The sequence below is a fragment of the Streptomyces sp. NPDC086766 genome, from assembly GCF_044746005.1.
In the GTDB taxonomy this organism is placed as follows: Bacteria; Actinomycetota; Actinomycetes; order Streptomycetales; family Streptomycetaceae; genus Streptomyces.
In genome coordinates this window covers 141,528-162,896 of record NZ_JBIVBI010000001.1, presented here as the reverse complement: position 1 = coordinate 162,896, position 21,369 = coordinate 141,528, and the positions used below count along the sequence as shown (strand labels likewise).

Sequence of the window (21,369 nt, the reverse complement as noted above, 5' to 3'; positions counted from 1 at the left end):
GCGGACCGGTCACCCGTTCACCCCCGTGGCCCGCACCCTTCGGGTTGTTTTCGACGGGCCGTCAGCATGACCGCCGTGACCTGCCCAAACTTGCTCCGCCCGGCCCCTCCGGCCGCCTCGCGGACACCCATTCATCCTACTTTCTGACTCTTTGTCGAAAGGCGATCCCGCCCCGGGGCGGCTTATCTCGGAAGGGCAGGGGCGCGACCGACACGGCGGCACACGGAGATGCCGCGGGCCGCGACCCCACCGCAGAGCTCGGAGGAGCACCGATGCGACGACCCGCCCGTCCGCTGACCGGGGCCGCGCTCGCCGTAGCCGCCGCGAGCGGCCTCGCCGCGCCCGCGTACGCCGCGGACACCGCCGGCCTGGAGGTGTACCCGTCCTCGGTGGTGCCGGGCGGTCAGGTGACCGTGAACACGAAGGCGTGCGGCGAGAAGGCGACCGCGGCGGGCGACGCCAGCGCGGTCGGCGCCGGGCCCTTCACGCTGGCGCCCAGCGCGCACGAGGGCGACGCGATCGGCCAGTTCCGGGTGCCGGAGAGCGCCCAGCAGGGGACGTACGAGATCGTCGTGCGGTGCGCCGAGGGCGGCAAGGAGGTCAGGGGCGACCTGGTGGTCACGCTGACCGCGGTGCGCGGGCAGGTGCTGCCCCGAGGAAGTGTGAAGACGGGGGTCGGTGGGGCACTGGGCCCCGACCCCGTGCAGTCCGCGGCCGGCGTGGCGGCTCTCGCCGTCGCCGCCGCGGGCGGTACCTGGCTCCTGCATCGCCGGGCCAGAGGCGACGGGATCTGACGGGCGCCCTCCGCTGTCCGTCCGCCGGTACCGCACGCCCCTGCCCCTCCGGGTCCGACGCCCCTCGTGGCCGGGAGGGGGCAGGGGCACCGAGTCCGGGAGAGAGTGCGTATGCGCAGGATAGGCAACACCTCCATAGCCACCGTCACCGTGGCCGCCCTCTGCGGCGGCGCCTGGCTGCTGCACGGCGCCGGGCACGCCCCGCCCCAGCCCTCCGTGGCCGAGGGCCTGCCCGACCCCGGTGAGGCACGGCTCACGGCCCCCGCGCTGCCGCCGTCCCCGCCGGACCGCATCCGCATCCCCTCGATCCGGGTGAACGCCCCGCTCATGGGCCTCCGCCTCACCAGCTCCGGCAGCCTCGACGTCCCGCCCGCCAGGGAGAAGAACCTCGCCGGCTGGTACGAGGCCGGCACCACCCCGGGCGAGACCGGCACCGCGATCGTCGCCGGCCACGTCGACAACACCGAGGGACCGGCCGTCTTCTACGACCTCGGCGCCCTGAGGAAGGGCAGCGCCATCGAGGTGGACCGGCGGGACGGCTCCGTGGCCCGCTTCACCGTGGACGCGGTCGAGGTCTACGCGGCGAAGAACTTCCCCGACGACAAGGTGTACGGCGCCGCGAAGCGCCCCGAGCTGCGGGTGATCACCTGCGGCGGCGGCTACTCGCGGAGCACCGGGTACCAGGGCAACGTGGTCGTCTTCGCCCATCTGACCGGGAGCAGCTGACCCGGCAGCCGCCGCGCCGCCCGTCCCCCCTCGAACGGTCCGCGCCGCCGACCGGCCCGCGCCTCCGGCCGTCCCGTCCACTCCGGCCACCCCGGCCACCCCCACCGCGGCCACCGCGGCCGACGCCCGGTCGCCCGGGGCTCGGGCCCTAGGCCACCCACTGCTCGTACGCCAGGTTCGCCACCAGCGCGAACACCACCGTCAGCAGCACCACGCGGACGAAGCCGCTGCCCTTCTTCAGCGCGGTGCGCGCGCCCAGGGTGCCGCCCGCCAGGTTGAACACGGCCATCAGCGCGGCCAGTTGCCACAGGACCGTGCCCTGCCAGGCGAAGGTGGCCAGGGCGCCCGCGTTGGTACAGCAGTTGACGATCTTGGCCGTGGCGGAGGCGGTCACCAGGTCGAGGTGCAGGACCGCGGTGAGCGCCAGCACCAGGAAGGTGCCGGTGCCGGGGCCGACGAAGCCGTCGTAGAAGCCGATGCCGAGACCCGCGAGGCCGATCGCGGCCAGCACCTGGCGGCGGGGGGCCGGGCCGGGCGCGGGGGCGGTGCCGAACGCGGGCCGCAGGATCACGAAGGCCGCGACCGCGAGCAGCACCACCATGATCAGCGGCTTGAGGACCTCGGTGCTCATCCCGGCGGCGAAGAAGGCGCCGGCGCCGGACCCGGCCAGCGCCGCGAGACCGATGCGGACGGCGGTGCGCACGTCGACGGGCGCGCGGCGGGCGTACGTCACGGCCGCCCCCGTGGTGCCGACGATGCCGACCGCCTTGTTGGTGCCGAGCGCGTACGCGGCCGGGGTGCCGCCGGGCAGCCCGAGCAGCAGCGCGGGCAGCAGCAGGAGCCCGCCGCCGCCGACCACGGCGTCGATCCACCCGGCCGCGAGGGCGGCGAGGCACAGCAGGGCGACCACGGTCGGCGATATCTCGGGCATGATCGCGACCCTAGGGACGCGATGCGTGTGCCGTCCACGCACCTGAGGGACTTCAGAGCTTCGCCGCCCGCGCACCCCGTACCCCTCAACGGCACCGTCCCGGCCCGCGCGCACCCCTCACAGCCCCGCCCCAGCCGCCCGCGCACCCCTCACACCTGATCCCCGCTCCCGCTGAGGGCAGCGTTCCTCGGGGGAAACAGACGTGATGCGGCCGGGTAACGTCGACGCCGCACGCTGCGGTACATGACCTCGAATACGCGTGTGGTGGTGATCGGCGCCGGACTCGCGGGTGTGACGCTCGCCCGGCGGCTGGCCGAGCTCGGCACGCCCGCGCTGCTCGTCGGCGAGGAGGAGCACCGCCCGTACAACCGGGTCCTGCTCGCCGAAGTGCTGGCCGGCCGGTACGCCCCCGAGGTGATCGCCCTTCCGGCGCCCGCCGGTCTGGTCCGCGCCCGGGTCACCGGCATCGACCGCGCCGCACGGCGGCTGCGGTGCGCGGACGGCACGGAGATCGCATACGACAGGCTGGTCCTGGCGACCGGCTCCAACCCCGTGCTGCCGCCGCTGCGCGGCCTGTTCACCACCGGCCGGCACGAACTGCCCGAGGGCGTGCACGCGTTTCGGACCATGGACGACTGCCTCGGCCTGTCCAAGGCGGTCCGGCCGGGAGTGCGGGCGGTCGTCATCGGCGGCGGTCTGCTCGGGGTGTCCGCGGCGCGGGCGCTGGCGGTGCGCGGCGCCCAGGTGGTGCTCGCCCAGCAGGCCGAGCGGCTGATGGAACGGCAACTGGACCCGGAGGCGTCGCGGCTGGTGCTGCGGCACCTGACGGACCTGGGCGTGGAGGTCCACACCGAGTGCCGGGTGCGGGACGTGCGCTGCGCCGGCGGCGCGGTCCGCTCGGTGGAGATGGCCGACGGCTACGCGCTCGACGCCGACCTCGTCGTCCTGGCCTGCGGTGTCCATCCACGGGTGGGGCTCGCCGAGGACGCCGGGCTCGCGGTGCACCGGGGCGTCCTCGTCGACGACGCGCTGCGGACGTCCGACCCGCGCGTCCACGCCGTCGGCGACTGCGCCCAGCACGACGGAACGGTGTACGGCCTCGCCGCGCCCGCCATCGAACAGGCGTACGCGCTGGCCGAGTCGCTGGCCGGGGACACGGACGGCCCGGCCGCCCGCTACACCGGCACCCGCTCCCTGACCCGGCTCACCCTGGCCGGGCGGGACGCGCCCTTCGACCTCGCCGCGTTCGGCGAGACCGAGCCGCTGCCCGGCGACGACGTGGTGCGGCTCGCCGACGCCACCCGCGGCACCTACCGCAAGGTCGTCGTCCGCGACGACCGCCTGGTCGGCGGGGTCCTCGTCGGCGAACTCGGCACCGTCGGCGCGCTCGCCCGCGCCTGGGAGGGGGCGGAGCCGCTCCCCTCGAACGGCGGCCCCCTGCTCCATCTGCTCACCAACGACGGAGGCTCCTGATGTCCACGACGGCCGCCCGGCCCCGCCCCACGATCGTGCTCGTCGGCCACGGCATGGTCGGCCAGCGCTTCCTCGAAGCGCTCGCCGAGCGCGGCCTGACCGCCACGCACCGCGTGGTCGTGCTGTGCGAGGAGCCACGGCCCGCGTACGACCGCGTGCAGCTGACCTCGTACTTCTCGGGGAAGACTCCCGAGGACCTCTCCGTGACCGACATGGGGTTCATCGGGGAGCACGGCATCGAGCTGCACGTGGGCGATCCGGCGGAGACGGTCGACCGCGAGGCGCGCAGGGTGACCGCCCGCTCGGGGCTCGTCGTCGGCTACGACGTCCTCGTGCTGGCGACCGGCTCCTACCCCTTCGTTCCCCCCGTCCCCAACAAGGAGGCCGAGGGCTGCTTCGTCTACCGCACGATCGAGGACCTGCTCGCGATCGAGGAGTACGCGCGGGCCCGCGCCACGACCGGCGCGGTGGTCGGCGGCGGCCTGCTCGGACTGGAGGCGGCCGGTGCGCTGAAGGGCCTGGGGCTCACCAGCCACATCGTCGAGTTCGCGCCGCGCCTGATGCCGGTGCAGGTGGACGAGGGCGGTGGCGCGGCCCTGCTGCGCACCATCGAGGACATGGGCCTGACCGTGCACACCGGCGTGGGCACCCAGGAGATCGTGACGGACGCCTCGGGCGCCGTGACCGGCATGAAGCTGTCCGACGGATCCGAACTCGCCACCGACCTGGTGGTGTTCAGCGCCGGAGTGCGGCCCCGCGACCAGCTCGCCCGGGACTGCGGGCTGGCGGTCGGCGAGCGCGGCGGCATCACCGTCGACGAGCAGTGCCGCACGGTCAGCGACCCGCACGTGTTCGCGATCGGCGAGTGCGCGCTGGCGTCGGACGGCCGGGTGTACGGCCTGGTGGCCCCCGGCTACGAGCAGGCGGAGACGGCCGCCGCGACCATCGCCGAGGACGAGGCCTCCTTCACCGGCGCCGACCTGTCCACGAAGCTCAAGCTGCTCGGCGTCGACGTCGCCTCCTTCGGCGACGCGCACGGCACCACCGAGGACTGCCTGGACGTCGTCTACTCCGACTCCCGCGCGGGTCTGTACAAGAAGCTGGTCATCGGCCGGGACGGCACGCTGCTCGGCGGCATCCTGGTCGGTGACGCGGAGGCCTACGGCACCTTGCGCGCGCTCACCGGCTCGGTGCCGCCGATCTCGCCGGAGCAGCTGGTCCTCCCGGCGGGCGCGGGCGCCCCGGACCGGCTCGGCCCGTCCGCGCTGCCGGACGAGGCGGTGGTCTGCTCCTGCCACAACGTCACCAAGGGGGCCGTCCGCGGCGCGGTCACCGAGCACCGGTGCACCACCGTGCCGGCGGTCAAGAAGTGCACCAAGGCCGGTACCGGCTGCGGCAGTTGCGTCAAGGTGCTCACCCAGCTGGTCAACGACGAGCTGGAGGCGGGCGGCGTCGAGATCGACAAGGGGCTGTGCGGCTGCTTCCCGCAGACCCGCGAGGAGCTCTACGAGATCGTCCTCGCCCTGCGCATCACCTCCTACCAGGACCTGCTGGACCGCTACGGCCGCGAGGGGGCCCGCGGCGGCGACGGCTGCGAGACCTGCAAGCCGGCCGTCGCCTCGGTCATCGCCTCGCTCGCCCCGGCGATCGGCGCCGACGGCTACGTCCTGGACGGCGAGCAGGCCGCCCTGCAGGACACCAACGACCACTTCCTCGCCAACCTCCAGAAGAACGGCTCGTACTCGGTGGTGCCGCGCATCCCCGGCGGCGAGATCGCCCCGGAGAAGCTGATCGTGATCGGCGAGGTCGCCCGGGACTTCGGCCTCTACACCAAGATCACCGGCGGTCAGCGCATCGACCTGTTCGGGGCGCGGGTGGAGCAACTGCCCCTGATCTGGGCCCGGCTGGTCGACGCGGGCTTCGAGTCCGGCCACGCCTACGGCAAGTCGCTGCGCACGGTGAAGTCCTGCGTCGGGCAGACCTGGTGCCGCTACGGCGTCCAGGACTCCGTGCGGATGGCGATCGACCTGGAGCTGCGCTACCGCGGACTGAGGTCGCCGCACAAGCTCAAGTCGGCGGTCTCCGGCTGCGCCCGCGAGTGCGCCGAGGCGCAGTCGAAGGACTTCGGCGTGATCGCCACCGCGAGCGGCTGGAACCTGTACGTCGGGGGCAACGGCGGCGCCACACCGCGCCATGCGGACCTGCTCGCGCAGGACCTGTCCGACGCCGAACTGGTCCGGCTGATCGACCGGTTCCTGATGTTCTACATCCGCACCGCCGACCGCCTGGAGCGCACCTCGGTGTGGCTGGAGCGGATCCCGGGCGGCCTCGACCATGTGCGGGACGTGGTGGTGCACGACTCGCTGGGCATCTGCGAGGAGCTGGAGTCGCTGATGGCCGCCCATGTGGCGCACTACCGCGACGAGTGGGCCGAGACCATCGAGGACCCCGAGAAGCTCGCCCGGTTCGTGTCCTTCGTCAACGCCCCCGACACCCCGGACCCGGTCGTCGGCTTCGTCCCCGAGCGCGACCAGATCAAGCCCGACCTGCCACTGCTCTCCATCGGCAGCCGCCCTGCCCACGACGTCCTGGAAGGAAGCGCCCAGCGATGACCCTGGCCCCAGAGACCACCGACCTGAAGGTCCGGCTCCAGCTCGACGCCGGCTGGCTCACCGTCTGCGACCTGAGCGCGCTGCTCCCCGGCCGCGGCGTGGCGGCCCTGCTGCCGGACGGCCGCCAGGCGGCGCTGTTCCGCGACCGGTCGGGCCGGCTGTACGGCATCGACAACCGCGACCCGTTCACCGGCGCGGCAGTCCTCTCCCGCGGCCTGACCGGCACCCACCGGGGACGCCCGTTCGTCGCCTCCCCCCTGCTCAAGCAGCGTTTCGACCTGGTCTCCGGCCAGTGCCTGGACGACGAGGGGGTGCGGGTGACGGCGTACGAGGTGCGGGCCGGCTGACCCCCGGCACCACGTCGGCGCACGCCGAAGGGGCGGCACCCCCGCACAAGGGTGCCGCCCCTTCTCTCTGTGCGCCGGAGTCCTCGTCGCGTCGGTGGTGAGGGTCGGGGACAACGACGAGGACCCCGGGGTCCTTACCGGTGGTCGCTGCCCTCGGCGCTCACCGCGGCGCGGCCGGCCTCCAGGCGGGCCACCGGGATGCGGAAGGGCGAGCAGGAGACGTAGTCCAGGCCCACCTCGTGGAAGAAGTGGACGGACTCCGGGTCACCGCCGTGCTCACCGCAGACGCCGAGCTTCAGGTCGGGGCGGGTCTCCCGCCCGGCCTTCACGGCGGACTTCACCAGGGAGCCGACGCCGTCCTTGTCGATGGTCTCGAACGGCGACACCCCGAAGATGCCCTTCTCCAGGTACGCGGTGAAGAACGAGGCCTCCACGTCGTCCCGGCTGAAGCCCCACACCGTCTGGGTGAGGTCGTTGGTGCCGAAGGAGAAGAACTCGGCCGCCTCGGCGATCTGGCCGGCGGTCAGCGCGGCGCGCGGCAGCTCGATCATCGTGCCGATCGCCAGCTTCAGCTCCGTGCCGGTCGCCTCCTGCACCTCGGCGATGACCCGGTCGGCCTCCTCGCGCACGATCTCCAGCTCCTGGACCGTGCCGACGAGCGGGATCATGACCTCGGCGCGCGGGTCGCCCTTGGCGGCCTTGCGCTCGGCGGCGGCCTCCGCGATGGCGCGGACCTGCATGGTGAACAGGCCGGGCACCACCAGGCCGAGGCGTACGCCGCGCAGGCCCAGCATCGGGTTCTGCTCGTGCAGGCGGTGTACCGCCTGGAGCAGGCGCAGCTCGTTCTCGTGCGGCTCCTGGCGGGACTCCGCCAGCGCCACGCGGACCGACAGCTCGGTGATGTCGGGCAGGAACTCGTGCAGCGGCGGGTCGAGCAGGCGGATGGTGACCGGCAGGCCGTCCATCGCCTCGAACAGCTCGACGAAGTCCTGCTTCTGCAGCGGCAGGAGCTGCTTGAGGGACTTCTCGCGCTCGGCCTCGGTGTCGGCGAGGATCAGGCGCTCGACCATCTCGCGCCGGTCGCCGAGGAACATGTGCTCGGTGCGGCACAGGCCGATGCCCTGGGCGCCGAAGCGGCGGGCGCGCAGCGCGTCCTCGGCGTTGTCGGCATTGGCGCGCACCCGCAGCCGGCGCTTGCGGTCGGCGAAGGCCATCATCCGGTGCACGGCCTCGACGAGCTCGTCGGCGTCGTCGGCGCCCGGGTGCATCCGGCCCTCGAAGTACTCCACGACCGGCGACGGCACGACCGGGACCTCGCCCAGGTAGACCTTGCCCGTGGAGCCGTCGATGGAGATGACGTCGCCCTCCTCGACGACGTGCCCGCCGGGCACGGTCATCCGGCGGCGCTTGGTGTCGACCTCCAGCTCCTCGGCGCCGCAGACACAGGTCTTGCCCATGCCGCGGGCCACCACGGCCGCGTGGGAGGTCTTGCCGCCGCGGGAGGTGAGGATGCCCTCGGCCGCGATCATGCCGTCCAGGTCGTCGGGGTTGGTCTCGCGGCGGACCAGGATGACCTTCTCGCCGGAGCGGGACCACTTCACCGCGGTGTAGGAGTCGAAGACGGCCTTGCCGACCGCCGCGCCCGGCGAGGCGGCGATGCCCCGGCCGACCTGCGCAACCTTCGCGCCGTCGTCGAACCGCGGGAACATCAGCTGCGCGAGCTGCGCGCCGGAGACGCGCTGGAGCGCCTCGGCCTCGTCGATCAGGCCCTGGTCCACCAGCTGGGTCGCGATGCGGAAGGCGGCGCCCGCCGTGCGCTTGCCGACGCGGGTCTGCAGCATCCACAGCTGGCCGCGCTCGATGGTGAACTCGATGTCGCAGAGGTCCCGGTAGTGGTTCTCCAGGGTCTCCATGATCTGCATGAGCTGGTCGTACGACTTCTTGTCGATCTGCTCCAGCTCCGCCAGCGGGACGGTGTTGCGGATGCCCGCCACCACGTCCTCGCCCTGGGCGTTCTGGAGGTAGTCGCCGTAGACGCCCTGGTGGCCGGAGGCGGGGTCGCGGGTGAAGGCGACGCCGGTGCCGGAGTCCGGGCCGAGGTTGCCGAACACCATCGAGCAGACGTTGACGGCGGTGCCGAGGTCGTGCGGGATGCGCTCCTGACGGCGGTAGAGCTTGGCGCGCTCGCCGTTCCAGGAGTCGAAGACCGCCTTGATGGCGAGGTCCATCTGCTCGCGCGGGTCCTGCGGGAAGTCCCGCCCGGCCTCGGTCTTGACGATCTTCTTGAACCGGGTGACCAGCTTCTTCAGGTCGGCCGCGTCCAGCTCGGTGTCGACGGTGACCTTCTTGGCCTCCTTGGCCTTCTCCAGCGCGTCCTCGAAGAGGTCGCCGTCGACGCCGAGGACGGTCTTGCCGAACATCTGGATGAGGCGGCGGTAGGAGTCCCAGGCGAACCGGTCGTCGCCGGCCTGCTTGGCCAGTCCCTGCACGGACTTGTCGGAGAGGCCGATGTTCAGGACGGTGTCCATCATGCCGGGCATGGAGAACTTCGCCCCGGAGCGGACCGACACGAGGAGGGGGTTGTCGGGCTGGCCGAGCTTCTTGCCCATCTTCTGCTCGAGGGCGTCGAGGTGCGCACTCACCTCGTCACGCAGTGCCACCGGCTCCTCGCCGCTGTCGAGGTAGACCTTGCAGGCCTCGGTGGTGATGGTGAAGCCGGGCGGGACGGGGAGCCCCAGGTTCGTCATCTCGGCGAGGTTCGCGCCCTTGCCGCCCAGCAGGTCCTTGAGGTCCTTGTTGCCCTCGGTGAAGTCGTAGACGAACTTCACCCCCTCAACGCTGGTGCCCTGCCCGGCTACCTGGGGATCTTTGTTTTCCGACACGGGTCTCGACTCCTCGAGGACGCGGTGGCTGCCCTGACGGCGAGGAACATACCCAGATCGAAGGCGCATGGGTACGTCCACTCGCGCGTCATGTGCCTGTAACCGATCGTCAGCCAGCAGATCGAAAGTCAAGGCAGGGCACAGAGTCGGGGCTCGATGTTTTCATTTCTTGAACGCATCATGGCCATTGAGCCCGCCTTTTCGCTCACATGAGCGGCATACGTTACGAGTGAGTTCGATCGATGAACGATCAAGGGGTGGCACTGAGTGCCACCCCTTGGAGAAGTGCAGCCGCTCAAGATCCGCTCATCTGAGCGCAACCCTTATCAGGGGTGGCGAGAATCACGCTGCCACACGGACGCGGATTTCACCATCCGGACGCGCGTTCGGACAGGTGCCGGAGAGGAAACCGCGGGTCACAGGCCGGTGCGGGCGGCGGGCACGGCCCCGGACGACGGCACGGACCCGGACGACGGCACGGAGCCGGACGACGGCACGGACCAGGGCGGCCGCTCACACACCGAGCGCGAGCAGCCGCTCCTCCGCCCGCTCCGGCGCGTACAGGTGCTCCACGACCAGCGCCCCGGCCCCCACCAGCCCCGCCCGCTCGCCGAGCCGCGAGGTCACCACGGCCAGATGCGCCGTGGAGCGCGGCAGCGCCCGCTGGTACAGCAGCTCCCGTACGCCGGTCACGAAGGGTGTGCCGGCCAGGTCGCCCGCGATCATCAGCACCCCGGGGTTGAGCAGGGTGACCACCGTGGCCAGCACGTCCCCGACCAGCCGCCCGGCCTCGCGCGCGAGCGCGGTGGCTTGAGGGTGCCCGGCCGCCAGCAGGTCCCGTACGTCCGAGCCGGAGGCGGCCGGCACCCCCGCCTCCGCGAGCCGCCGTGCCACGGCGCCGCCGCTCGCGACGGCGGCGAGGCAGCCGTGGGACCCGCACCGGCACAGCGCCTCGGCGCCCACCCGGATGTGCCCGATGTCGCCCGCGCCCCCGTCGACGCCGCGGTAGATCGAGCCGCCGACCACGACGCCCGCGCCGATCCCGGTGGACACCTTGACCAGTACGAAGGCCGAGCAGTCGGGGTAGCCCGTGCGCTGTTCGCCGTACGCCCGGAGGTTGGCGTCGTTGTCGACGAGCACCGGCACCGGCGGGGCGCCCGTGTGCTCGGTGAAGGCCCGGGCCAGGCGGCCTCTTATGTCGTAGCCGTCCCAGCCCGGCATGATCGGCGGCTGCACCACCCGGCCGGTCTCGCTGTCCACCGGCCCCGGCACCGCCAGGCCGATGCCGCACACCTCGTCCGGGCGGTGGCCGGTCCCGCGCAGCAACTCGGCGAACCAGCAGCCGAGTTCGCCGAGCACCGCCTCCGGGCCGTCCTCGACGACCAGGGTGCCGCCGTGCTCGGCGAGGATCTCGCCGGTGAGCGACAGCACGGCGGCGCGCGCGTGCCGGGTGTCGAGGTCGGCGGCGAGGACGACCGCGTGGGCGTCGTCGAACTCCAGGGTGATGGACGGGCGTCCGCCCAGCGGGGAGTCGACGGGGCCGCCGGCGCCCTCGCGCAGCCAGCCCGCGCGGAACAGCCGGTCCAGCCGCTGGCCCACGGTCGCCCGGGACAGACCGGTGGCCTGCTGGAGCGCGCCGCGCGTGATGGCCCGGCCGCTGCGCACGAGTTCGAGCAGGTCGCCGGCGCCGACCTGGTTCCGAGCCGTGCTCCGTCCCGTCATGCGCACCCCCTTGTGTTTCCCAACCCTGCATTACATATTGGGTTTTGCGTGTTAAATAGACGTAACTCTACGGTGGCCGCGACCGAACCGGTCGGGCCGGACGTCTGTCGGGGAGCCCCGAGTGGATCGCACCGCACAACTCACCGCCCGCCACGGCGGGCACACCGCGCCCGCCGTCGCATACGATCCCCCCTCCGCCCCGGACCCGCTGCACGTCAGGGCCGCCCGGGTGCTGGAGGACAACTGGACGGGCGGCTCCACGGTCCCCTCGCGCGGCCTGTATCCGCACCAGTGGTCCTGGGACTCCGCGTTCATCGCCGTCGGCCTGCGGCACATCTCCCCGTTACGGGCCCAGACGGAACTGGAGACGCTGCTGGACGCCCAGTGGGGCGACGGGCGGATCCCGCACATCGTCTTCAACCCCTCCGTGCCCCTCGACGCCTACTTCCCGAGCCCCGACTTCTGGCGCTCGTCGACGGCGGGGCGCACCGCGGGCGCCCCGCGCACCGTACAGACCTCGGGCATCGTGCAGCCACCGGTGCACGCGCTGGCGGCCTGGCTGGTGCACTGCGCCGACCCGGGGCTCTCCCGCGCCCGCGGCTTCCTGGCCCGGGCGCACCCGCGGCTCGCGGCCTGGCACCGCTATCTGCTGCACCGGCGCGACCTGGGCGGCGGCGGGCTCGCGTCCGTCGTGCACCCCTGGGAGCAGGGCATGGACAACAGCCCCTGCTGGGACGCCCCGCTCTCCCGGGTCGCCCCGGCCCCGGCCCGCTCCTTCCGCCGCGCCGACCTCGACCACGGCGCCCCGCAGGACCGGCCCACCGACCTGGACTACGGGCGGTACGTGCGGCTGGCGGCGGACTACCGGGACCGGGCCTACGCCGACGGGGCGGGCGCCTTCGCGGTGGAGGACCCGGCGTTCAACGCCCTGCTGATCGCCTCGGAACACGCGCTGGCGCGGATCGCCCGCGAACTGGGCGCCACCGGCACGGCCCGGCACGCGCGCGCCGAGCGCCTGACCGCGGCGCTGATCGAGCGGCTGTGGGACCCGGCCGAGGGCATCTTCCTCTGCCGGGACGTGCGCACCGGGCGGCCGATCCCCGAGCGGGGCGTCTCCGGCCTGGTCCCCCTGCTGCTGCCGGACCTGCCCCGTGCGGTCGCCGCCGCGCTGGTGCGCACCCTGCGCGGGCCGCACTTCGGGCTGGGCGCCGGCACCCGCCTCGTCCCGAGCTACGACCTGCTCGGCGAGGCCTTCGACCCGCACCGCTACTGGCGGGGGCCGGCCTGGTTCAACACGTGCTGGCTGGTGGAGCGCGGGCTGCGGGTGCACGGCGAGGGGGAGACGGCCGACGCGCTGCGGGACGCGGCCCTGCGCACCGCGGACGCGACCGGCTTCGCGGAGTACGTCGACCCGTACACCGGCGAGGCCTGCGGGGCGCTCGGCTTCGGCTGGACCGCCGCGCTCACGCTCGACCTGCTGCACGAGCCCCTGGGACACGCCGGGCCCCCCACGGGCGCCGGCATGTCCGGCGGGCACGACGGGGCAGCCCAGGACGTCAAGGGAGGGGACCGGGGATGACGGACCGGCATCATCTGCTCGTGCACGGGACGACGTTCGCCGCCGTGGGCGACGGCGGGGACATCAGCGGCGTACGCGGCGGCAGCTCCCCCGACGGGCTGTTCGTGCGCGACGCCCGGCATCTGAGCCGCTGGCAGCTCACCGTCGACGGGGCCGTCCCGCAGACGCTGGCGCCGGTCGGGGACGGGGACGCCGCGCGCTGCGTGCTGGTGCCGCGCGGCGGGCGCAGCGAGCCGCCGGCGTGCACGCTCTTCCGCGAACAGGCCGTCGCCGACAGCGCGTTCGTGGAGTGCCTGCGGGTGACCAGCAACCGCCCGGTCGCCACGACGGTCCGCCTCGCGGTCACCGCCGACGCCGACTTCGCCGACCAGTTCGAGCTGCGCGCCGACCACCGCACCTACGCCAAGACCGGCGTCGTGCGCTCCCGTCAGATCCTGTCCGACGGGGTGGAGTTCCGCTACCGGCGCGGCGAATGGCGGTCCTGCACGACGGTGACCGCCGCCCCCGCCCCGGACGGCGTGGAGGAGACCGGCACCGGCGCCCGCCGCCTGGTCTGGACGCTGGAGCTGGCGCCGCACGGCACGGCGGGGCTGACACTGCGGGTGATGGCCCGGCCGCACGGGGACCGGCGGGCCGTGCGGGTGCCGCGCTCCCCCGCCGCCGTGGCCGGACAACTCCGCTCTCTGGAGGGCGCGTTCGCGGAGGGCGTGGCCTTCCCGACCGGCTGGCCGGAGCTGGCGGCGGCCTGCGCCCGCGGCCTCGCCGACCTGGCCGCGCTCCAGGTCCCTGCGTCCGGCCCCGACGGCGAGGAGCTGCGCGTGCCGGCCGCCGGAGCCCCCTGGTTCCTCACCCTGCTGGGCCGCGACGCCCTGCTCACCTCGCTGTTCGTGCTGCCCCACCACCCCCGGCCGGCCGCCGCCACGCTGCTCGCCCTGGCCGCCACCCAGGCCGGGGAGACCAGCACCGGGCCGGTGGCCCAGCCGGGGAAGATCGTGCACGAGGTGCGGCACGGGGAGCTGGCGCACTTCGGCCAGGTGCCGTTCGGGCGGTACTACGGCTCGGTCGACGCCACCCCGCTGTTCCTCGTCCTGCTGGGCGCGTACGTGGAGCGGACCGGCGACACGGCGCTGGCCCGCCGCCTGGAACCGCACGCCCGCGCCGCGATCGGCTGGATGCTGGACCACGGCGGACTGACCTCGCGCGGCTACCTCGTCTACCGCGCCGACCGGGGCGGCCTCGCCAACCAGAACTGGAAGGACTCCCCCGGCGCCATCTGCTCGGCCGACGGCACCCGTGCCTGCGGCCCGGTGATGGCGGCGGGGGCCCAGGGGTACGCGTACGACGCGCTGCGCCGCACCGCCTGGATCGCGCGCACGGCGTGGGAGGACGAGGTCTACGCGGCGCTTCTCGAACAGGCGGCCGGTGATCTGCGGGACCGCTTCCAGCGGGACTTCTGGATGCCGGACCGGTCCTTCCCGGCGCTGGCGCTGGACGGCCAGGGCCGCCGGGTGGACGCGCTGGCCTCGGACGCCGGGCATCTGCTGTGGTCGGGGTTGCTGGACAAGGAGTACGGGGAGGCCGTGGGGCGCAGGCTGCTGGAGCCGGACTTCTTCTCCGGGTGGGGCGTACGGACACTGGCCGCCGGGCAGCCGGCGTACCACCCGCTGTCGTACCACCGCGGCTCGGTGTGGCCGCACGACAACGCGCTGATCGCGCTGGGGCTCGCCCGTTACGGCCTGCACGACGAGGCGCGCGCCGTCGCCCACGGCCTGGTGGACGCGGCGGCCGCCACCGGCCACCGCCTCCCCGAGGTGCTCGCGGGCTACGGCCGCGACACGCACGCCGAACCGGTCCCCTACCCGCACGCCTGCGTCCGCGAGGCCCGCTCGGCCTCGGCCCCCCTGGCCCTGCTCACGGCGGTGGGAGGGGCGTAGTTCTCACGATCGGCCGGTGGTTTGCCGGGTGTTTGCCGAGTGCCGTGAACAGGGGAGGCGGGCAGGCCGTACGGGAGTGCGGCGGGCCCCTCCTCCCCAGCGTGGCCCGCCGCTTCGCCACGTCGCGCACGGAAGGACCTCCGGGGTGCCTCAGCACACGAGTACACGCCAGTCATCGGGTACGGCCGGGGCGGGCGAGGCCGAAGTCCTGCCACCGGAGGAGCCGCCGACGGGCGGGAAACCGGAGCACGGGAAACCTGCGGACGGAAGCCCGGCAGGCGGGGCGCCGGATCACCGGGCGCGGGAAGCGGAGGCGGACGGAGAACCGGAAGCGAAGACGGCCGCGACGACCGACGCGGCCGAGAAGGCCGAAACGACCGTCACGGCGGGGGCGGCAGAGACGACCGGGCCGGAAGCGGAGGCGACCGGGGCGACGGGGGCGACCGAGCCGGAGACGGAGGCGACCGGGGCGACCGGGCCGGAGACGGAGGCGACCGGGGGCGAGATCGCCACCCCGGCGACCGGGGAGGCGTCCGCCGCCCCGGCAGCCGGAAACGCGTCCGCCGCATCGGGCGACGCGGCCGGGAGGACGCCCGCGCCGAGCGGCGAAGCCGACGGCGAGCCCGGCGCGGCCGACGCCGCGGAAGGCGGCCCCGCCCCGGCCGACGGGCCGGACGGCGAACCCGCCCCGGACGACGGACCGGACGGCGGGCGACGCGTGGCCGACGGAACCGAAGGCGAGCCCGCTCCGGATGGCGAAGCCCAGAGCGAGCCCGGCGCGGCCGATGCGGCCGACGCGGCCGGAGGCGACGCCGCCCCGGCCGACGCCCCCCGCGCCCTCCCCCTCCGCTTCCTGCGCGCGCTCCGGCCCCGGGCCGTCCGGCGGGCGTGGAGTGGGTGGAAGGCCGCGCATCCGGTGGCCGCCCGGGGGCTCTCCCTCGCGCTCACCGGACTGGCCCTGGCCGTGGTCCTCGTCGCACTGCTGCTGCCGAACAAGAGGGAGCAGTTCCGGATAGCGGAGTTCACCCGTGTCCCGGTGGAGGCGCTGCTCGGCGCGGCCTTGCTGATCGCGCTGCCGCGGCGGGCGCGTACGGTCGTGGCGGCCCTCGGCGGGGTGGCGCTCGGCGTGCTGACGGTGCTGAACCTGACGGACATCGAGTTCAACCAGTACCTCGGCCGCAGCTTCAACGTGATCCTGGACTGGCAACTCCTCGACGACGCCCAGTCGTACCTGGTCGACACGATGGGCCGGACGGTGGCGCTGCTCGCCACCGCCGGCGTGGTCGTCCTGGTGGTCGCCCTGCTCGCCCTGATGGCCCTGGCGGTCGTCCGCGTCGGCACCTGGCTGGGGCGTCACCGGGCCCGCTCCACCCGCGGGCTGCTGCTGCTCTGCGCGCTCTGGATGACCTGCGCGTCCCTGAACCTGGAGGTCCGCGGGGTCCCGCTGGCCGCCGAGCACACGGTGGCGATGCTCAAGTACCACGAGCAGGCGCTGCGTTCGACGATCCGGGACGAGCGGGAGTTCGCGAGGACGGCGCGGGCGGACGCGTTCGGCGGCACCCCGGGCAGCGAGTTGGTGCCCGACCTGCGCGGCAAGGACATGATCTTCACGTTCATCGAGAGCTACGGCCGCAGCGCCGTGGAAGACCCGATCATGGCGCCCGGTGTCGACCGTACGCTCGACACCAGTACCCAGGCGCTCGCCAGGGCGGGCTTCCACGCCAAGAGCGGCTGGCTGACGTCGGCGACGTACGGCGGCGGGAGCTGGCTCGGGCACTCCACGTTCATGTCGGGCCTGTGGATCGATAACCAGTACCGCTACCGCACGGTGACCGCCGGGGACCACCTCACCCTCACCGACGCCTTCAAGAAGACCGGCGCCTGGGACACGGTCGGGGTCATGCCGGGAGTGCAGAAGGGCTGGCCGGAGGCGAAGTGGTACGGCCTGGACAAGGTCTACAACGCCTTCCAACTGGGTTACAAGGGACCGAAGTTCAGCTGGTCCACCATGCCGGACCAGTACGCCCTGGAGTCCTTCCAGCGCCTGGAGCACGGCCGCAAGCGCGACAAGCCGCTGATGGGCTTCGTCATCCTGACCTCCAGCCACCAGCCCTGGGCGCCGATCCCGAAGACGGTCGGCTGGGACCAGCTCGGCGACGGCTCGGTCTACAAGGGCATCGAGGCGGCGGGCACCAAACCGGCGGACATCATCACCGACCCCACCCGCTCCCGCGAGGAGTACGGCAAGTCCGTCCAGTACTCGGTGACCGCCCTCACCCAGTGGCTGGAGCGGTACGGCAACGAGAACACGGTGCTGGTCTTCCTCGGCGACCACCAGCCCATCGCCCGGGTCAGCGGCGACCACGCCAGCCGTGACGTGCCCTGCGCGATCGTCGCCAAGGACCCGAAGGTGCTGCGGAAGATCGCCGGCTGGGGCTGGTCGGACGGGCTGCGCCCCGCGCACGACGCCCCGGTGTGGAAGATGAGCGCCTTCCGCGACCGGTTCCTGACCGCGTACGGCTCCACGCCGCACCCGACGAAGCGCTGACCGCGCCGGATCCGCCAGGGGGCCGGGCCGCGGGCCGGTCCAGCCCGCTGAGTGCTCGGCCCGGCAACCGGCCCCCTGACTGCTCGGACCCACCCGTAGGGGAATTCAGCCCCCGGACGTGTCCAGCTCGGCGTCCTCGGAGACGCCCGAGCAGTCGTAGGGGTCCTTCAGCCAGCCGTCCGGCAGCACCACGCGGTTGTTGCCGGACGTGCGGCCGCGGGGCCCGTCGGCGCCGGTGGGCCAGGACTGGCCGAGGTCCAGCTCGTCCAGGCCGGCGCGCAGCTCGGCCAGCGAGGAGGTGACGGCCAGCCGCTTGCGCATCTCGGAGCCGACCGCGAAGCCCTTGAGGTACCAGGCGACGTGCTTGCGGAAGTCGATGACGCCCCGTGCCTCGTCGCCGATCCACTCGCCGAGGAGCGTGGCGTGCCGGACCATGACGTCGGCGACCTCGCGCAGCGTGGGCCGTGCGACGTCCTGCGTACGCCCCTCGAAGGCGGCCACCAGATCGGCGAACAGCCACGGCCGCCCCAGGCACCCGCGGCCGACGACCACGCCGTCGCAGCCGGTCTCCCGGACCATCCGCACCGCGTCCTCGGCCGACCAGATGTCGCCGTTGCCGAGCACCGGGATCTCCGGAACGTGCTCCTTCAGGCGGGCGATCGCCTCCCAGTCCGCGGTGCCGCCGTAGTGCTGGGAGGCGGTGCGGCCGTGCAGCGCGATGGCGGTCACGCCCTCCTCGACCGCGATGCGGCCGGCGTCGAGGTACGTGATGTGGTCGTCGTCGATGCCCTTGCGCATCTTCATCGTGACCGGCAGGTCACCGGCGCCGCCGACCGCCTCGCGCAGGATCGCCCGCAGCAGGTTCCGCTTGTACGGGAGCGCGGAGCCGCCGCCCTTGCGGGTGACCTTCGGGACCGGGCAGCCGAAGTTGAGGTCGATGTGGTCGGCGAGGTCCTCCTCCGCGATCATGCGGACGGCCTTGCCGACGGTGGCCGGGTCCACGCCGTACAGCTGGATCGAGCGCGGCTTCTCGGTCGCGTCGAAGTGGATCAGCTGCATGGTCTTCTCGTTGCGCTCGACCAGGGCGCGGGTGGTGATCATCTCGCTGACGAACAGCCCCTTGCCGCCGCTGAACTCCCGGCACAGGGTGCGGAAGGGCGCGTTGGTGATCCCGGCCATCGGTGCGAGCACGACGGGCGGCCGCACCGTGTGCGGGCCGATCTGCAACGGGGACACGAGGGTGGTGGTCGGCGTGGACATTGCTCCATTGTCCCGTACGCCGGCGGATGCTCCCCCCGGCCTGTGGACAACCGGACAGGCACCGGGCAAAGATCATGTATCAGTCATTAGTTAACCGCACTATTGAACCGCGTACCATGGTCCCCATGCCCGAGCTCAGCCACCGACGACGGCTGCTGGTGCTCGCGATCTGCTGCATGAGCCTGCTGATCGTGAGCCTGGACAACACCGTCCTGAACGTCGCCCTGCCCTCCCTGCAGCGCGAGCTGCACGCCGCCACCTCCGGCCTGCAGTGGACCATCGACGCGTACACCCTGGTCCTGGCCTCGCTGCTGATGCTCGCGGGCTCCACCGCGGACCGGATCGGCCGCCGGCGCGTCTTCACGGCGGGCCTGGTCGTGTTCGGCGTCGGCTCGCTGCTGTGCTCCCTCGCACCCGATCTGGAGCTGCTGGTCGTCTTCCGCATGGTCCAGGCGGTCGGCGGCTCGATGCTCAACCCGGTCGCCATGTCGATCATCACCAACACCTTCACCGACATGCGTGAGCGCGCCCGCGCGATCGGCGTCTGGGGCGCCGTGGTCGGCATATCCATGGCCGCCGGTCCGCTGGTGGGCGGGCTGCTGGTGGAGTCGGTCGGCTGGCGCTCGATCTTCTGGGTCAACCTGCCGGTGGCTCTCGCGGCACTGCTGCTCACCCTGCGCTTCGTCCCCGAGTCGCGGGCGCCGAAGCCCCGCCGCCCCGACCCGGTCGGGCAGGTGCTGGTGATCGCCCTGTTCGGCTCGCTGACCTACGCGATCATCGAGGCGCCGGACGCCGGCCCCGGCACCGTGCTGCCCTTCGCGGCCGTGGCGCTCGCGGCCCTGCTCGCCCTGCTGTGGTACGAGCCGCGCCGCGCCGAACCCCTCATCGACCTGCGCTTCTTCCACTCCGCGCCGTTCAGCGGGGCCACCGTGATCGCGGTCAGCGCGTTCGCGGCGCTCGGCGGCTTCCTGTTCCTGTCCACACTGTACCTGCAGAACGTGCGCGGCCTGGACGCCCTGCACGCGGGCCTGTGGATGCTGCCCATGGCCGTGCCGACGTTCCTGTGCGCGCCGCTGTCCGGACGGCTGGTCGGCAGCCGGGGGCCGCGGCTGCCGCTGGTGGTCGCGGGGTGCGCGATGACCGCGAGCGCGGTGCTCTTCGCGGTCTTCGAGGCCGAGACGTCGAACGTGACGCTCTTCGTCGGCTACGTCCTGTTCGGCGTCGGCTTCGGCTTCGTCAACGCGCCCATCACCAACACCGCGGTCTCGGGTATGCCGCGGGCGCAGGCCGGGGTCGCCGCGGCGGTCGCCTCGACGAGCCGGCAGCTCGGGCAGACGCTCGGGGTAGCGGTGGTCGGGGCCCTGCTGGCAGCGGGCGTGGGCTCGTCCTCGTACGCGGACACGTTCGTGACGGCCGCGCGGCCGGGCTGGTGGGTCCTGGTGGCGTGCGGGGCGGCGGTCCTGGCACTGGGCGCGGTGACCTCCGGACGCTGGGCCCGGCACACCGCCGAGCGGACGGCCCGGCGCCTGGAGTCGGCGGAGATCCGGCAGACGACCGGCGTCTCGGCCTAGGACACGGCGGAGCGGGTCACCTCGCCAGGGCGATGGCGTGCAGCTTCTCCAGGCGCTCGCGTGTCTCCTCGTCGGCCGGTGCGTACGTGACCATGCGCGGGCCCACCTCGGGGCTCAGCCACAGGTCGGTGTGGTCGAGGACGAGGCGGCCGACGTGGGCGTTGCGGAACTCCTTGCGCTTGGTACGGGCGCCGACCACCTCGTGCCGGTCCCAGGCCGCGCGGAAGTCCGCCGACTCCGTGCGCAGCCGCTTGAGCAGCATCTTCCAGGCGGGCTCGCCGAGGTGCCCGGCCATCGCGGCGCGGAAGCGGGCGGCCATGAGCCGGGTGGTCTCCTCCAGGCGCACGATCGAGGAGCGCCAGTCCTCGTTCGTGTAGGAGAGGATCATGCAGTTGCGGTCCTCCGGCGGCACCGCGTCCAGATCGCACAGCAGCAGGGAGTACGTGCGGTTGTAGGCGAGGATGTCGTACCGGCTGTTCTGCAGGCAGGCCGGGATCGGTTCGAGCTGCTCCAGGACGGCGCGCAGGGCCGGGGTGACCGACGGGCACGTGGTCGCCGGGGTCGGGTCCGTGGCGCCCGCGAGCTGGAAGAGGTGGGCCCGCTCGCTGGGGTCGAGCAGCAGGGTGCGGGCGAGGGCGTCGAGCACCTGCACGGAGACCTGGATGTTCCGGGCCTGTTCGAGCCAGGTGTACCAGGTGACGCCGACGGCGGAGAGATGCGCGACCTCCTCGCGGCGCAGCCCAGGCGTCCGGCGCCGGCTGCCGCGCGGCAGGCCGACCCGCTCGGGGCTGATGTGCTCGCGGCGGTGCCGCAGGAAGGCGGCGAGTTCGTGCCGCCGGATCGCCGAGGCGGCCGCCTCCGGGGCGCGCGGGGCCTGGGGTTCTCGTACCGGCGTCTCCTGGGCCATGGTCGTCATGGTTCCACAGTGCCCGCACCCGCAGCCTGTTTCCAGGTACTCCCGCTACCAGGACAAGAAGACTCTGGTACCAC

Annotated in this window: 14 protein-coding genes; 9 read left to right on the top strand and 5 right to left on the bottom strand. The window is 73.4% G+C overall.

Going from position 1 to position 21,369, the window contains the following annotated elements:
- The first annotated feature begins 272 nt into the window (after positions 1-272).
- Positions 273-794, top strand: a complete 522-nt coding sequence (locus tag ACIPM1_RS00715; RefSeq protein WP_356181033.1) for a hypothetical protein — start codon at positions 273-275, stop codon at positions 792-794.
- Positions 795-905: 111 nt separating this feature from the next.
- Entirely contained in the window at positions 906-1,520 is a 615-nt protein-coding gene (locus ACIPM1_RS00710; protein ID WP_402427032.1) for a class F sortase, read from the top strand.
- 148 nt (positions 1,521-1,668) lie between these two features.
- Here ACIPM1_RS00710 and ACIPM1_RS00705 read toward each other — a convergent pair whose 3' ends face one another.
- Positions 1,669-2,451: a sulfite exporter TauE/SafE family protein gene (locus ACIPM1_RS00705; RefSeq protein ID WP_402427029.1), complete on the bottom strand. Its 783-nt coding sequence runs from the start codon at positions 2,449-2,451 to the stop codon at positions 1,669-1,671.
- Between the two features lie 243 nt (positions 2,452-2,694).
- Between ACIPM1_RS00705 and ACIPM1_RS00700 the strand changes: the two genes are divergently transcribed.
- From ACIPM1_RS00700 to nirD, 3 genes are read left to right on the top strand one after another with little or no spacing between them, the layout of a single operon-like run.
- Positions 2,695-3,924 carry an NAD(P)/FAD-dependent oxidoreductase gene (locus ACIPM1_RS00700; RefSeq protein ID WP_402427026.1) on the top strand — a complete coding sequence of 410 codons (1,230 nt, stop codon included), beginning with the start codon at positions 2,695-2,697 and terminating at the stop codon, positions 3,922-3,924.
- Entirely contained in the window at positions 3,924-6,536 is a 2,613-nt protein-coding gene (gene nirB / locus ACIPM1_RS00695) for a nitrite reductase large subunit NirB (RefSeq protein WP_402427023.1), read from the top strand. Before ACIPM1_RS00700 ends, nirB begins: the two co-directional genes overlap by 1 nt.
- Complete coding sequence (gene nirD / locus ACIPM1_RS00690) at positions 6,533-6,883, top strand: nitrite reductase small subunit NirD (RefSeq protein WP_402427020.1); 351 nt, start codon at positions 6,533-6,535, stop codon at positions 6,881-6,883. Before nirB ends, nirD begins: the two co-directional genes overlap by 4 nt.
- A gap of 134 nt (positions 6,884-7,017) precedes the next feature.
- Here nirD and ppdK read toward each other — a convergent pair whose 3' ends face one another.
- Together ppdK and ACIPM1_RS00680 are read right to left on the bottom strand one after the other, a co-directional pair.
- Positions 7,018-9,765: a pyruvate, phosphate dikinase gene (gene ppdK / locus ACIPM1_RS00685; RefSeq protein ID WP_402427018.1), complete on the bottom strand. Its 2,748-nt coding sequence runs from the start codon at positions 9,763-9,765 to the stop codon at positions 7,018-7,020.
- Between the two features lie 513 nt (positions 9,766-10,278).
- The gene (locus tag ACIPM1_RS00680) at positions 10,279-11,487 is read right to left on the bottom strand and encodes an ROK family protein (RefSeq protein ID WP_402427015.1); all 1,209 of its coding nucleotides are present in this window, start codon (positions 11,485-11,487) and stop codon (positions 10,279-10,281) included.
- 121 nt (positions 11,488-11,608) lie between these two features.
- Between ACIPM1_RS00680 and ACIPM1_RS00675 the strand changes: the two genes are divergently transcribed.
- The 3 genes from ACIPM1_RS00675 to ACIPM1_RS00665 all read left to right on the top strand — a co-directional run bounded on the left by ACIPM1_RS00675 (position 11,609) and on the right by ACIPM1_RS00665 (position 17,548).
- A complete protein-coding gene (locus tag ACIPM1_RS00675; RefSeq protein ID WP_402427012.1) occupies positions 11,609-13,066 on the top strand; it encodes an MGH1-like glycoside hydrolase domain-containing protein in 1,458 nt (485 codons plus the stop codon).
- Positions 13,063-15,000 carry a glycogen debranching N-terminal domain-containing protein gene (locus ACIPM1_RS00670; RefSeq protein ID WP_402427009.1) on the top strand — a complete coding sequence of 646 codons (1,938 nt, stop codon included), beginning with the start codon at positions 13,063-13,065 and terminating at the stop codon, positions 14,998-15,000. Before ACIPM1_RS00675 ends, ACIPM1_RS00670 begins: the two co-directional genes overlap by 4 nt.
- Positions 15,001-15,853: 853 nt before the next feature.
- A complete protein-coding gene (locus ACIPM1_RS00665) occupies positions 15,854-17,548 on the top strand; it encodes a CDP-alcohol phosphatidyltransferase (protein WP_402428126.1) in 1,695 nt (564 codons plus the stop codon).
- Between the two features lie 105 nt (positions 17,549-17,653).
- On the opposite strand, the gene dusB is transcribed toward ACIPM1_RS00665, so the two are convergent.
- Positions 17,654-18,808: a tRNA dihydrouridine synthase DusB gene (gene dusB / locus ACIPM1_RS00660; protein WP_356181007.1), complete on the bottom strand. Its 1,155-nt coding sequence runs from the start codon at positions 18,806-18,808 to the stop codon at positions 17,654-17,656.
- A 125-nt stretch (positions 18,809-18,933) separates the two neighbouring features.
- Between dusB and ACIPM1_RS00655 the strand changes: the two genes are divergently transcribed.
- A complete protein-coding gene (locus ACIPM1_RS00655) occupies positions 18,934-20,379 on the top strand; it encodes an MFS transporter (RefSeq protein WP_402427006.1) in 1,446 nt (481 codons plus the stop codon).
- Positions 20,380-20,395: 16 nt separating this feature from the next.
- Here ACIPM1_RS00655 and ACIPM1_RS00650 read toward each other — a convergent pair whose 3' ends face one another.
- Complete coding sequence (locus tag ACIPM1_RS00650) at positions 20,396-21,286, bottom strand: helix-turn-helix transcriptional regulator (protein WP_402428123.1); 891 nt, start codon at positions 21,284-21,286, stop codon at positions 20,396-20,398.
- Positions 21,287-21,369 lie beyond the last annotated feature (83 nt).